Source organism: Citrobacter koseri ATCC BAA-895, assembly GCF_000018045.1.
Taxonomy (GTDB): Bacteria; Pseudomonadota; Gammaproteobacteria; order Enterobacterales; family Enterobacteriaceae; genus Citrobacter_B; species Citrobacter_B koseri.
In genome coordinates this window covers 3,703,995-3,717,717 of sequence record NC_009792.1, presented here as the reverse complement: position 1 = coordinate 3,717,717, position 13,723 = coordinate 3,703,995, and the positions used below count along the sequence as shown (strand labels likewise).

Annotated in this window: 10 protein-coding genes; 9 read left to right on the top strand and 1 reads right to left on the bottom strand. The window is 57.4% G+C overall.

Annotation, left to right across the window (positions count from 1 at the left end):
- Positions 1–7 precede the first annotated feature (7 nt).
- The 9 genes from iolD (at position 8) to iolB (ending at position 11,638) form a co-directional block, all read left to right on the top strand.
- Positions 8–1,933 carry a 3D-(3,5/4)-trihydroxycyclohexane-1,2-dione acylhydrolase (decyclizing) gene (gene iolD / locus CKO_RS17060; protein WP_024130872.1) on the top strand — a complete coding sequence of 642 codons (1,926 nt, stop codon included), beginning with the start codon at positions 8–10 and terminating at the stop codon, positions 1,931–1,933.
- A gap of 315 nt (positions 1,934–2,248) precedes the next feature.
- A complete protein-coding gene (gene iolG / locus CKO_RS17055) occupies positions 2,249–3,235 on the top strand; it encodes an inositol 2-dehydrogenase (RefSeq protein WP_012134755.1) in 987 nt (328 codons plus the stop codon).
- A gap of 39 nt (positions 3,236–3,274) precedes the next feature.
- Complete coding sequence (locus tag CKO_RS17050; RefSeq protein WP_012134754.1) at positions 3,275–4,204, top strand: substrate-binding domain-containing protein; 930 nt, start codon at positions 3,275–3,277, stop codon at positions 4,202–4,204.
- A 54-nt stretch (positions 4,205–4,258) separates the two neighbouring features.
- Positions 4,259–5,806: a sugar ABC transporter ATP-binding protein gene (locus CKO_RS17045; RefSeq protein ID WP_012134753.1), complete on the top strand. Its 1,548-nt coding sequence runs from the start codon at positions 4,259–4,261 to the stop codon at positions 5,804–5,806.
- A gap of 11 nt (positions 5,807–5,817) precedes the next feature.
- A complete protein-coding gene (locus tag CKO_RS17040; RefSeq protein WP_012134752.1) occupies positions 5,818–6,846 on the top strand; it encodes an ABC transporter permease in 1,029 nt (342 codons plus the stop codon).
- Positions 6,847–6,856: 10 nt separating this feature from the next.
- Positions 6,857–7,990, top strand: a complete 1,134-nt coding sequence (locus tag CKO_RS17035; RefSeq protein ID WP_012134751.1) for a Gfo/Idh/MocA family protein — start codon at positions 6,857–6,859, stop codon at positions 7,988–7,990.
- Between the two features lie 12 nt (positions 7,991–8,002).
- On the top strand, positions 8,003–9,907 hold the full coding sequence (locus CKO_RS17030; protein ID WP_012134750.1) for a bifunctional 5-dehydro-2-deoxygluconokinase/5-dehydro-2-deoxyphosphogluconate aldolase: 1,905 nt from the start codon (positions 8,003–8,005) through the stop codon (positions 9,905–9,907).
- A gap of 15 nt (positions 9,908–9,922) precedes the next feature.
- A complete protein-coding gene (gene iolE, locus CKO_RS17025; protein ID WP_012134749.1) occupies positions 9,923–10,813 on the top strand; it encodes a myo-inosose-2 dehydratase in 891 nt (296 codons plus the stop codon).
- Positions 10,814–10,822: 9 nt separating this feature from the next.
- A complete protein-coding gene (iolB, locus tag CKO_RS17020; protein WP_012134748.1) occupies positions 10,823–11,638 on the top strand; it encodes a 5-deoxy-glucuronate isomerase in 816 nt (271 codons plus the stop codon).
- A gap of 57 nt (positions 11,639–11,695) precedes the next feature.
- Here iolB and CKO_RS17015 read toward each other — a convergent pair whose 3' ends face one another.
- Positions 11,696–13,237: a methyl-accepting chemotaxis protein gene (locus CKO_RS17015; RefSeq protein WP_012134747.1), complete on the bottom strand. Its 1,542-nt coding sequence runs from the start codon at positions 13,235–13,237 to the stop codon at positions 11,696–11,698.
- Positions 13,238–13,723 lie beyond the last annotated feature (486 nt).

The window sequence follows — 13,723 nt, the reverse complement described above, 5'->3', positions numbered from 1 at the left end:
GGGACTTATGACAACCGTACGTATGACCATGGCGCAGGCGCTGGTCAAGTTTCTCAACCAACAGTACGTCGATGTAGACGGGCAGGAGATGCCGTTCATTGAAGGCGTGGCGACCATCTTCGGCCACGGCAACGTACTCGGCATCGGGCAGGCGCTGGAGCAGGACGCCGGGCACTTGCGGGTGCATCAGGGCTGTAATGAACAGGGAATGGCGCACATGGCGACAGGGTTCGCGAAACAGCACCGTCGCCAGCGCATTTACGCCGTCACCTCTTCGGTAGGGCCCGGCGCGGCTAATATGGTGACGGCGGCGGCCACGGCGACGGCGAACCGTATTCCTCTGCTGCTGTTGCCGGGCGATATCTACGCCAGCCGCCAGCCGGACCCGGTATTACAGCAAATCGAGCAGTACCACGATCTCAGTATCAGCACCAACGACTGCTTTCGCCCGGTTTCGCGCTACTGGGATCGTATCAACCGCCCGGAACAGTTGATGAGCGCGATGCTTAACGCCATGCGCACCCTGACCGATCCGGCTGATACCGGCGCGGTGACGATCTGTTTACCGCAGGATGTGCAGGGCGAAGCCTGGGATTACCCGCAGAGTTTCTTTGCCCGTCGCGTTCACCATATTGAAAGACGACCGCCGGACCCACACCGGCTGGCGCAGGCGCGGGCGCTGATTGCCCGTAAACGCCGCCCGCTGGTGGTTTGCGGCGGTGGGGTGCGTTATTCCGGCGCGCACGACGCGTTTCGTCAGTTCGTGGAAAACCTGCACCTGCCGTTTGCGGAAACCCAGGCCGGGAAAGGCGCGCTGGTCAGCGACCATCCGCTGAATCTGGGCGGTATTGGCGTTACCGGCGGGCTGGCGGCAAACCAGCTTGCGCCACAGGCCGATCTGGTTATCGGCGTCGGCACGCGTCTGACCGATTTCACTACCGGTTCGAAAGCGCTGTTTGCACACCCGGACGTAGAATTTCTCCTGCTGAATGTCGCCGAGTTCGATGCCCTCAAACTGGACGCCACGGCGCTGGTGGCCGATGCCCGCGCCGGTCTGACGGCGCTGACGGAAGGGCTTCAGGATTATCGCAGCGGCTGGGGAGACGAGGTGGCGCAGGCGAAATCGGCCTGGGACGAGGAGTGCCGCCGGCTGTGGTCTCGCCAGTGGCGCCCGGATGACGCGCCGGAAATTGCCGGGCACCTTGATGCGCAACTGGCGGAATACAGTGAAGCGCTGAACACGCGGCTGACTCAGACTCGCGTTCTGGGGATTATCAACCAGCACATTGAGGATGACGCCATTGTGGTCGGCGCGGCGGGATCGCTGCCGGGCGATTTGCAGCGTCTCTGGCAGGTGAAAACGCCCGACAGCTACCACCTGGAGTACGGCTATTCCTGTATGGGGTATGAAATTGCGGCCGCGCTTGGGGCGAAACTCGCGAAGCCGCAGCAGCCGGTCTATGCGATGGTGGGCGACGGTTCGTACATGATGCTGCATTCTGAGCTGCAAACGGCGGTGCAGGAGGGGATAAAAATCACCATCCTGCTGTTTGATAACGGCGGGTTTGGCTGCATCAATAACCTGCAAATGGGGCATGGGATGGGCAGTTTTGGCACCGAGAATCGCGCCCGTCAACCACAATCCGGCCAGCTGGACGGCCCGCTGGTGGCGGTTGATTTCGCCCAAAATGCGCAAAGCTACGGCTGCCGGGCGTGGCGGGTGCATGATGAGCAGAGCCTGCTGACGGCGCTGGAGGCGGCGCGCGCGCATCCGGGGCCGACGCTGCTGGATATTAAAGTGTTGCCAAAAACGATGACTCACGATTACGCCTCATGGTGGCGCACCGGCGATGCGCAGGTGGCCGATTCACCGTCAGTGCGAAAAGCCGCCGAGCAGACGTTCGATCAGGTGAAAAAGGCGCGTCAGTATTGAGTGAGTAATGCCGGATGGCGCTAACCCGTAGGCCGGATAAGGCGTTCGCGCCGCCATCCGGCAACCTGCGACAACGAAATTTTCATTTCATTTTTCCTGTTTTTTCATTCCTCGCCCTCTTTCTGAATGAAAGGGGGCCAATTTCTGCATCTTCTCCATCGTTGTGTTGTGAGATTGATAACAAAATTTACCTCAATCATCACAAGAATGTTAACTTGCACGCAAAAACATAATTTTCACTATTTATAAAAATGAAATAAATGTTTTATTTAAGGGGTCGTTAGTTCACCGCATTCACCAACACCGGGAGCCGTTATGTTTAACATTGCTTTACTGGGAGCTGGCCGAATTGGTCAGGTACATGCCGCTAACATCGCAACCCACAAAGAGACAACCCTGTGGTCTGTCGTTGATCCGAACGAGACCTTTGCCTCCCGCCTGGCTACGCAATATCAGGCCCGTCAGCAAAGTCTTGATGAGGCGATGACCGATCCTGATGTTCATGCCGTGCTGATTGCCTCCGCCACGGATACCCACGCCGATTTGATTGAACTGGCCGCCCGCCACGGCAAAGCCATTTTCTGTGAAAAGCCCGTACATCTTGATCTTGCCCGCGTGCGCGACTGCCTGAAAGTGGTCAAAGAGTTCGACGTGCCGCTGTTTATCGGCTTTAACCGTCGTTTCGACCCACAGTTCCGCCGCGTTAAAACCGAAGCGCAGAGCGGGCGCATCGGCAAGCCGGAATCATTGCTGATTATCTCCCGCGATCCTTCTCCGCCGCCTGCGGAATATGTGCGCGTCTCCGGCGGGATGTTCCGCGATATGACCATCCACGATTTCGATATGGCGCGTTTCATCATGGGGGAAGAGCCTGTTTCGGTCTACGCCCAGGGAAGCAATCTGGTCGATCCGGCAATTGGCGCGGCAGGCGATATCGACACCGCGTTTATCGTGCTCAAGTATGCCTCCGGCGCGCTGGCGACCATCGTTAACAGCCGTCGCTCGTCTTATGGCTATGACCAGCGTCTGGAACTGCACGGTTCCGAAGGTCTGCTTACGGCGGGCAATATCCTCGAAAACCAGGTGCAGCACTTTGGACAGAACGGCTGCACCAGCGCGCTGCCTGAGCATTTCTTCCTGCAACGTTATCAGGCTGCCTATGCCGCCGAGTGGGAGCACTTTGTCGCCATCTTACGCGGCGAGGCTGTGCCGGAGTGCAGCGGTGATGACGGCGAGCGTGCGCTGTATCTGGCTGATAAAGCGCTGGAGTCATTGCACAGCCAGCGTGAAGTTCTCCTCTGATTTTCCATAACAACACACCCTACACAGAGAGACATAACAATGAAAAAGCTGATTTTAGCCGCCTTCATCGCCATGACAGCCGGGGCGGCAATGGCCGAGAACGAACAAATTGTTTTCAGCACGCCGAACCTGGCAATGCCGTTTGAAGTTCACATGCAGCGCACGGCGGTGAAAGCCGCGAAAGAGATGGGCGTCAGCCTACAGGTTCTGGACGGGCAGGGAAGTTCGCCGAAGCAGGTTGCCGATCTGGAAAACGCCATCACCCGCGGCGCCCAGGGATTTATCGTCTCCCCGAATGATGTCAACGCAGTTTCCAGCGCGGTGGATGAGATTCAGGACGCTAAGCTGCCGGTGGTGACGCTCGATCGCTCCGTCGATAGCCAGAAGCAGGTTCCGCATTTTGGCGCGAACAACTACAAGGGCGGCCAGGCCATTGGCGACTTTGTCAAAAGCAAATTTCCTGACGGCGCAGACATTGTGCTGCTGACCGGCCAGCCGGGCTCTTCTTCCAATATTGAACGCACCAAAGGCATTCGCGACAGCCTGAAGGCGGGGGGCGATACGTACCGCATTGTTGCTGACCAGACCGGTAACTGGATGCGTTCGGAAGGAATGCGCATTGTTGAAAGCGTGCTGCCGTCGTTGAAAAAACGTCCGCAGGTCATCCTCTCCGCCAACGATGATATGGCGCTGGGCGCGATTGAAGCGTTGCAGGGGCAGGGGGTGAAACCGGGTGAAATTCTGGTGACAGGATTTGACGCGGTGCCGGAAGCGCTGGCGCGGGTACGCGACGGCTGGATGGCGGCGACGGCGGATCAGCGTCCGGGCTTCGCGGTACAGACGGCGATGAGCCAGCTGGTTGCGAACGTGCGTGAGAAGAAAGCCATCACCGGTGCGGATTATCCGCCGACGTTAATCACCAAAGAGAACCTGCAACAGGCCGAGCGTATCGGCGAAGCCGGTAACTGATTTGCCCGGAGCCGCCGTCGCTGCGGCGGCTCGCATTAAAGGAGGAGCAGACCGATGTTGCAACCCTTACTGAAAGTTACCGATCTGGCAAAGAGCTTTTCCGGCGTCTGGGCGTTGAGCAACGTACAACTGACCGTCGGGACGGGGGAGATTCACGCGCTGCTTGGCGAGAACGGCGCGGGGAAGTCCACGCTGCTGAAAGCGCTGGCAGGGGCGCAGCCGCAGACCCGTGGGGACATCTGGTTCAATGGCGAAACGCTGCCGGTGGAGGACTCGCCGGTTGAGCGGCAAAACAAAGGCATCATTACCATCTATCAGGAATTTAATCTGCTGCCCAACATGACCGTTGCGGAAAATATGTTTCTCGGGCGCGAGCCGCGTAAACGTAATGTGATTGTCGATGCGAAGGCCGTGAACCAGGAGGCGCAGGTGGTGCTGGACTATCTGCAACTGAATGTCGCGCCGACCACGCCGGTCGCCCGCCTGAGCGTGGCGCAGCAGCAAATGGTGGAGATCGCCCGCGCGCTGACCCTGAACGCGAAGCTCATCATTATGGATGAACCTTCCGCCGCGCTGAGCGACAGCGAAGTGGAAAGCCTGCACCGCGTCGTGCGGGAACTTAAAGGCCGGGGCGTGAGCATTATTTATGTCACCCATCGTCTGCATGAAGTTTTCCAGCTCTGCGATCGCTTTACCGTGTTTCAGGATGGCCGCTTTACCGGCAGCGGCGCGGTCGCGGAAACCAACGTGGAACAGCTGATCCGCCTGATGGTGGGACGAGACGTGGCCTTTAATCGTCGCCCCCCCAGTGAAACCCATCATGAAGACAAACCGATTCGCCTTGCGGTGAAAGGGCTGTGTCGCGAAAAGCCGCCGCTGGACCCGCACGGCATTGCGCTGCACGACATCAGCTTTCACGTTCACGCCGGGGAGGTGCTGGGGATTGCGGGGCTGGTCGGCGCCGGGCGTACTGAAGTGGCGCGCTGCCTTTTTGGCGCTGACGGCTTTACTTCCGGGACGTTCGAGCTGGACGGCGCGGCGTATCACCCCCGTGACCCGATGTATGCGCTGGATCAGGGTGTGGCGCTGGTGCCGGAAGATCGCAAAAAAGAGGGGGCGGTGCTGGGACTGTCTATTCGCGACAACCTGTCGCTCTCCAGTCTCTCTTCGCTGCTGCGCTGGCGCTTTTTCGTCAACACCCGCAAAGAAGATGACCTGATCGAATCTTACCGCCAGGCGCTGCAAATCAAGATGGTCAACAGCGAACAGGAGGTGCGCAAGCTCTCCGGCGGCAATCAGCAGAAAGTGATCCTCGCGCGCTGTATGGCGCTCAATCCACGGGTGCTGATTGTTGATGAACCGACGCGCGGCATCGATGTGGGCACCAAATCCGAGGTGCACCAGGTGCTGTTTGATATGGCGAAACAGGGCGTGGCGGTGATTGTGATCTCTTCCGATCTGCCCGAAGTGATGGCGGTTTCCGACCGGATCATCACCTTAAGCGAAGGCCGGGTAACCGGTGAAATCCACGGCGATGACGCCACCGAAGAGCGGCTCATGATGATGATGGCCATCAACCATAACGCCCTGAACGCGGCATAACGGAGTTTCACATGACGCAGATAGTGACCAAAACGCAACCCCCTGCCAAACGTAGCGGACGTATCGATCCGATCGCTTTTTTCGAGCGCTTTGGGGTACTGATTTTTATGTTCCTGCTGCTGATTTTTTTCCAGACGCAGAACAGTAACTTCCTGTCAGAACGCAATATTTTCAACATCCTGACCGAGGTGTCGATCTACGGGATCATGGCCGTGGGGATGACGTTCGTCATCCTGACTGCCGGAATCGATCTGTCTGTCGGCTCCATTCTGGCGGTATGCGCCATGACGGCAGCATACGTGATTAAAGGCGACAACTTTACCACGGTAGACCCGAGCGCCTGGGGCGGGATGAGCTGGCTGATTGGCCTCGGCATCTGCCTGGCGATGGGGACGGCGATTGGCTTCCTGCATGGCCTGGGCGTGACCCGCCTGCGCCTGCCGCCGTTCATTGTCACCCTCGGCGGGATGACCATCTGGCGCGGCCTGACGCTGGTGATTAACGACGGCGCGCCCATTGCCGGTTTTGATCAGGGCTACCGCTGGTGGGGGCGTGGCGAACTGCTCGGTATCTCCATCCCGATCTGGATTTTTGCGCTGGTGGCGATCGGCGGTTATCTGGCGTTGCACAAAACGCGCTGGGGCCGTTTCGTCTACGCCATTGGCGGCAACCCGGAGGCGGCGCGTCTTGCCGGGGTCAACGTCAAACGTGTGCTGGTCAGCGTGTATGTCGTGATTGGCTGTCTGGCCGGGCTGGCGGGGTTTGTACTGAGCGCCCGTCTGGGCAGCGCGGAGGCGGTGGCCGGGATCTCCTTTGAGCTGCGCGTTATCGCCTCGGTGGTCATTGGCGGGACATCGCTGATGGGCGGCTATGGTCGCATCGGCGGCACCGTTATCGGCTCGATCATTATGGGCATTCTGATAAACGGTCTGGTGCTGATGAACGTCTCCGCCTACTACCAACAAATTATTACCGGGCTGATTATTGTGCTGGCGGTGGCGTTTGATACCTATGCCAAGAGCCGTCGTGGCGCGCTGTGAGGGATAAATAATGAAACAAGTGCGAATTGGATTGATTGGGACGGGATACATCGGCAAGGCGCACGCCATTGCCTATGCCCAGGCGCCGACGGTGTTCAACCTGCAAGGCCAGCTGGTGCGCGAAATGGTGGCGGAAGTGACGCCGGAGCTGGCGGCGGAACGGGCGCAGGCATTCGGGTTTCGCCGTTCGACCGGCGACTGGCGTGAGCTGGTGGCAGACCCGAATATCGATGTGGTGGATATCTGTTCGCCCAACCATCTGCATAAAGAGATGGCGCTGGCGGCCATTCGCCACGGTAAGCACGTCTATTCGGAAAAGCCGCTGGCGCTGAACGCTCACGATGCCCGCGAAATGGTTGAGGCCGCAAAACAGGCCGGGGTGAAAACGCTGGTGGGTTTTAACTATATGAAGAACCCGACGGCGGCGCTGGCGAAAGAGATCATCGCGCGAGGGGAGATAGGCGATGTGATCCACTTCTACGGCACCCACAACGAGGACTATATGGCCGACCCGCTTTCCCCTATTCACTGGCACTGCTTTAAGGAGACGGCGGGGTTAGGGGCGCTGGGCGATCTGGCGGCGCATATCGTCAATATGGCGCACTACCTGGTCGGCGATATTCGCGAGGTCTGCGGCGACCTGAAAATTGTGGTGCCGGAGCGCCCGGCCAGCGCTGGAGCGGCGCAGAAGGTGGCCGTGGAAAACGAAGATCAGGCGCACGCGATGGTGCGATTCGCCAGCGGCGCGCAGGGGGTGATCGAAACCTCCCGCGTGGCCTGCGGGCGCAAAATGGGGCTGTCATACGTGATTACCGGCACCAAAGGCGCCATCAGTTTTACCCAGGAGCGAATGGCCGAGCTGAAGCTCTATCTGCATGACGATCCGGTTAACCGCCAGGGATTTCGCACCCTGCTGGTGGGGCCCGCGCACCCGGACTATGCCGCGTTTTGCATGGGGGCGGGGCACGGCATCGGCTTTAACGATCAGAAAACGGTGGAAATCCGCGACCTGGTGAACGGCGTTGCCGCCGATGCGCCGATGTGGCCGGATTTTGAAGAGGGCTGGAAAGTGTCGCGCGTGCTGGACGCCATCGCGCTCTCGCATCAGGAAGGCCGCTGGCTGAATGTGAACGATATTGTCTGACGAGGTATCAACGTGGAAAAGCAGTTTGATGTGATATGCATGGGCCGCGTGGCGGTTGACCTCTACAGCCAGCAGATTGGCGCACGGCTGGAGGATGTCTCAAGTTTTGCCAAATACCTCGGCGGTTCCTCAGGGAATGTCGCCTACGGCGCCGCGCGTCAGGGGCTGCGTTCGTCGATGCTGGCAAGAGTGGGCGACGAACATATGGGGCGCTTTTTGCGCGAAGAGCTTAACCATGTTGGCTGCGATACCAGCCATCTGATAACGGATAAAGAACGCCTGACGGCGCTGGTGCTACTCGGCATTAAAGACCGGGACACCTTTCCACTGATTTTTTATCGCGATAACTGCGCGGATATGGCGATTACCGCCAGCGATGTTGACGAGCAGTACATCGCTTCATCCCGCTGCCTCGCCATCACCGGGACTCATCTTTCTCATCCGCAAACCCGCGACGCGGTGCTGACGGCGCTGACCTGTGCCCGCCGTCACGGCGTGCGCACGGTACTGGATATCGACTATCGTCCGGTGCTGTGGGGGCTGACCTCGCTGGGCGATGGCGAAACGCGCTTTATTGCCGCAGAGCAGGTCACTCGCCAGTTGCAGGCGGTGTTGCACCTGTTTGATGTGATCGTCGGCACCGAGGAAGAGTTTCATATTGCGGGCGGCGCTACCGATACCGTGCAGGCGCTGGCGCAGGTGCGTGAGGTAAGCGCGGCGACGCTGGTTTGTAAACGCGGCGCGCTGGGCTGCTCGGTGTATACCGACTCGATTCCGCCATCGCTGGATGACGGGCTGACGGTGACCGGCGTGCGCGTCGAGGTGCTTAATGTGCTCGGCGCGGGCGATGCGTTTATGTCGGGGCTGCTGCGCGGTTATCTCAATGATGAAGGCTGGGAGCAGGCCTGCCGCTACGCCAACGCCTGCGGCGCGCTGGTGGTCTCGCGCCACGGTTGCGCGCCCGCGATGCCGAGTAAGGTGGAGCTGGATGACTACCTCTCCCGCGAGCATCAGGTGCCGCGCCCGGATCTTGATCCACGGCTTAATCATCTGCATCGCGTCACGACGCGTCGGCGTAACTGGCCGGAATTGTGCGTGATGGCGTTTGATCACCGCAGTCAGCTTGAAGAGATGGCGCTACAGTGCGGCGCCTCCCTGAAGCGCATTCCGGCGCTGAAAACGCTGATCTTACAGGCCAGCCGCGATGCGGCGAACAGCGCGGGGCTGGAAGGAAAAGCCGGTCTGCTGTGCGACGGAACGTTTGGCCAGGACGCGCTGAATGCGATAACCGGCGAAGGGTGGTGGATTGGCCGCCCGATTGAGCTTCCCGGTTCACGGCCGCTGGAGATGGAGCACGGCAACATTGGCACTCAGCTTATCAGTTGGCCGCAGGAACATGTGGTGAAGTGCCTGGTCTTTTTCCACCCGGAAGATGCCCACGGCCTGCGCCTGGAGCAGGAGCAGAAAATCGCCGAGGTGTATCACGCCTGCTGTCAGTCGGGGCATGAGCTGCTGCTGGAAGTGATTTTACCTGTGGGTATGCCGCGCAGCGATGAGCTTTACCTGCGGGCTATCTCCCGCTTCTACAACCTGGGCATTTATCCCGACTGGTGGAAACTGCCGCCGCTCTCCTCTGACGGCTGGACGGCGCTGAGTGACATTATCGAACGCCGCGACCCGCACTGCCGTGGCGTGGTGATTCTTGGGCTGGATGCGCCAGCCGAACAGTTACGCGCAGGGTTCAGAGCCGCTGCCGGACATGAGCTGGTGAAAGGGTTTGCGGTGGGGCGCACGCTGTTTGGCGAGGCTTCCCGCGCATGGCTGAAACATGACATTGACGATGCGCAACTGGTGACGCGCATTCGGGATAACTATCTGCAACTGATCGCCTGGTGGCGCGAGCGCGGGCAGGCATAACTTTAGGAGAACATTATGGCTGTGCAATTAGGCATTAATCCGCTGACATGGACCAATGATGATTTGCCCTCTCTTGGCGCGGAAACGCCGCTGGATACCTGTCTGAGCGAAGGTAAAGAGGCTGGTTTTGCGGGCTTTGAACTCGGTAATAAATTCCCACGCGAGGCGCGTCTGCTGGGGCCAATCCTGCAACGCCACGATCTGAAGCTGGTGTCGGGGTGGTATTCCGGTCGCCTGCTGGAGAGGAGTGTAGAAGAAGAGATTGCGGCGGCGCAGGCGCATTTGACGTTATTGCGCGAGCTGGGGGCGAAAGTGATGGTTTTCGCTGAGGTGAGCCATTGCATTCACGGCGAGCAGCAGACGCCGGTTCACCTGCGTCCGCGATTCCCGCAGGCGCGCTGGGCGGAGTATGGCGAGAAGCTCACCGCGTTCGCCCGCTATACACAGCAGCAGGGGGTGCAGATTGCTTATCATCACCATATGGGGACGGTGATTGAGTCCGCTGAGGATGTGGACAATCTGATGACCCATACCGGTGATGAGGTTGGATTGCTGCTGGATACCGGTCATTTGACCTTCGCTGGCGCCGACCCGCTGGCGGTGGCGCAACGCTGGGCGAGCCGTATTAATCATGTGCACTGTAAAGACGTGCGCGCCGACGTGCTGGCGGATGTGAAAAACCGTAAAACCAGCTTTCTGGATGCGGTGCTCAGCGGCGTCTTTACCGTGCCGGGCGACGGCTGCGTGGATTACCCGCCGATTATGCGACTGCTGAAAGCGCACGATTATCAGGGCTGGCTGGTGGTGGAGGCGGAGCAGGACCCGGCGATTGCCCATCCGCTGACTTACGCGCGGCTGGGATATAACAACCTGAGCCGCCTGGCGCGGGATGCCGGTCTTATCTGAGGAGGCGCTATGTCACGTTTACTGTCACGCTGGCAACAGCCTGACGCGCAGGGACGTACCCAGTCCGTCACCCCGGAGCGGGCAGGCTGGGGCTACGTCGGTTTTGACGCGTTTGAGCTTGAAGAAGGGCAGCAGTTGCATCTTCCCGCCGTTGCTGAAGAGCGCTGTCTGGTGCTGGTGGCGGGGAGGGCGTCTGTCACCACACCAACCGCGCAGTTTTCAGAGATTGGCGAGCGGATGAGTCCGTTCGAGCGTATTAAGCCGTGGGCGGTATACGTTACGCCCGGAGAAACGGTACGGGTACAGGCGTTAACAAAGCTGGAGCTGGCGGTATGCGCCGCGCCGGGCAAGGGAACGTATCCTACCCGCCTGATTGCACCGCAGGATATCGACGGCGAGGCAAGGGGCAAGGGGCATAACCAGCGTTATGTACACAACATTCTGCCGGAAGATAAACCCGCCGATAGTCTGCTGGTGGTGGAAGTGTGGACTCACGAAGGCTGTACCAGTTCGTACCCGAGCCACAAGCACGACACTGATAATCCGCCTTACGAGACCCTTCTTGAGGAGACGTATTACCATCGCCTCAACCCGGAACAGGGATTTTGTATGCAGCGGGTATACACCGACGATCGCTCGCTCGATGAGTGTATGGCGGTCTACAACCGTGACGTCGTGATGGTGCCGAAAGGCTATCACCCGGTGGCGACAATGGCCGGGTATGACAGTTATTACCTGAATGTGATGGCAGGCCCGGTGCGCAAATGGATTTTCACCTGGGAAGACGATCACGCGTGGATTAACCGCGATTACCCTGCGCGTTGAGAACGCGATAAATAGAAAAGCCCCTGGCGTATGCTGAGGGCTTTTTGCTTTTCGCTGCTATCGTGAGGCGCCAAAAACCTGTACGGCCTGTTGCAGCCGTGACGCGCGTCCCGTTAAATCCCCCGCGGCATCCGTCACCTGCTCCACCATTTCCGCATTGTTGTCCGTCATGGAACCAATTCGTGAAATTGAATTGTTGATCTGTTCGAGCGCTAAAGTTTGTTCCCGCGTCGCCAGGCTTATCTCTTTGATCATGGTAGACATCTGCAACACGTCATCGATCATTCCGGTAAGGTGTGTTTCCGTCTGCTCGACCATTTGCACTCCCGTATTGACGTTGGTGACGTTTTTCTCGATAAGCTGCTTGATCTCTTTTGCCGCAGACGCAGAATGCTGGGCGAGGTTACGCACCTCTGCGGCAACGACCGCAAATCCGCGCCCGGATTCACCGGCGCGGGCCGCTTCGACCGCTGCATTCAGCGCCAGGATGTTGGTCTGAAAAGCAATACTGTCAATGACGCCGATAATGTCCACGATTTGACTGTTATCGTGTGAGATAGCCTGCATCATGGTGATGGTTTGCTTCATGATATGGCCGCCTTCAGTCGCATTGGCGCTGGTACTGTCGGCCATCGTCATTGTCTGGGCCGCGGTATCTGCGGTTTGTTGCACAGCGCTACCGATCTCTTCAATGGCTGCGGCGGTTTGTTGCAGGTCGGCAGATGTCTCTTCTGAGCGGCTCTGCAATGCCGTGCCTTCCTGAGACACGCGCTGGCTGATAGCCTGAATACCGGATATTTGCGTGCTGACATCATCAACCAGGGAGCGCAGATTAAGCCCCGATTGATTCACCAGTCGCATGAGCATCCCTATTTCGTCCACGCGCTGCAAATGGCAATTATCGGGTTTACGGCCCGAAACCACTTTTTGCATCTGCACCAGCAGCGTATTAACCGGCTGACAAATTTGAACCTTAAGGTAAATAGCCAGGAGCAAAAATAATACGATGATGCTGCCCCCCTGAATAGCAGGAGGAACAGGTAAGAAAATAAATAACAGGGCTGTCAGACTGGTGATGGCTAAAGCATAATTGACGCGTTGGCTAACCGACAGCCATTTAAACATCGAAAGCCAGGACAGCGCTCCGCGACGGATAATTATGCCTTTAAAAAGTCGAAACCCTTTAATTCCATTATTGTTTATTTTCTGATAAAGCTGTTCGCTGTGCGAAACTTCATCCCGGGAAGGCACGGTGCGTACTGAAATATACCCCGTTAATTTTTCATTTTGCCAGACAGGGGTAACATTTGCGCGTACCCAGTAATGATCGCCGTTTTGTCGTCGGTTTTTGACCAGCCCGGTCCAGCTATCGCCTTGCAGTATCGTGTGCCACATGTCAGCGAAAGCGGCAGAGGGCATGTCCGGGTGGCGAATAATATTATGTGGTTTACCCATTAACTGCGTTTCATTAAATCCGCTGGCGTCGATAAATGCAGAGTTAGCATAGGTAATATGACTGTCTTTATCTGTGGTTGATAATAACGTTGTTTTATTGTTAAGCAAATATTCTTTTTGCGTGACAGTTGTGTTGTTTTTCATGAAAACTCCATGACGCTATTTATATAAAATGCAAATTTCACCCATTGTGCATCAGGTAAATAATAGTAAATGGCGGTTTTATCTGAGGCGTTACATTCTCTACTAATCATCATTTATATGAAAGCACTTCAAATGAATTTTTATTTTTAATAAACCTGGCGTGTCATAAATATGAAATACATAAATGCAGGTTGATAATCTGGAATTGATATATATCGACTTAAACTAAATCTAAAAGATAAAAAAGATCTGATTTATTGGGGCTGATAAATGCCCGCTTTCCTTGATGGGTTTTAGTCCACCCACGAAGTTCGCTGCCGCGTTGCGGTCAGTATTCTTACTCATGCTGCGATCCCTTTGTGATAGTCTAACCCGATGTCATTTATAGACATCTGGATGGCTAATAATATTTTGCTTTATCTTATGCTTTTTATGTCGTTGTCAGTCAGGGAGAGCTGTGAAAAATTTCGTAAATCAAATGATTAT

What these genes read in the sequence shown, in the direction of transcription:
- iolD (WP_024130872.1), top strand. Translation starts at nt 8, where the DNA reads ATGACAACCGTACGTATGACCATGGCGCAGGCGCTGGTCAAGTTTCTC.
- iolG (WP_012134755.1), top strand. Translation starts at nt 2,249, where the DNA reads ATGTTTAACATTGCTTTACTGGGAGCTGGCCGAATTGGTCAGGTACAT.
- CKO_RS17050 (WP_012134754.1), top strand. Translation starts at nt 3,275, where the DNA reads ATGAAAAAGCTGATTTTAGCCGCCTTCATCGCCATGACAGCCGGGGCG.
- CKO_RS17045 (WP_012134753.1), top strand. Translation starts at nt 4,259, where the DNA reads ATGTTGCAACCCTTACTGAAAGTTACCGATCTGGCAAAGAGCTTTTCC.
- CKO_RS17040 (WP_012134752.1), top strand. Translation starts at nt 5,818, where the DNA reads ATGACGCAGATAGTGACCAAAACGCAACCCCCTGCCAAACGTAGCGGA.
- CKO_RS17035 (WP_012134751.1), top strand. Translation starts at nt 6,857, where the DNA reads ATGAAACAAGTGCGAATTGGATTGATTGGGACGGGATACATCGGCAAG.
- iolE (WP_012134749.1), top strand. Translation starts at nt 9,923, where the DNA reads ATGGCTGTGCAATTAGGCATTAATCCGCTGACATGGACCAATGATGAT.
- iolB (WP_012134748.1), top strand. Translation starts at nt 10,823, where the DNA reads ATGTCACGTTTACTGTCACGCTGGCAACAGCCTGACGCGCAGGGACGT.
- CKO_RS17015 (WP_012134747.1), bottom strand. Translation starts at nt 13,237, where the DNA reads ATGAAAAACAACACAACTGTCACGCAAAAAGAATATTTGCTTAACAAT.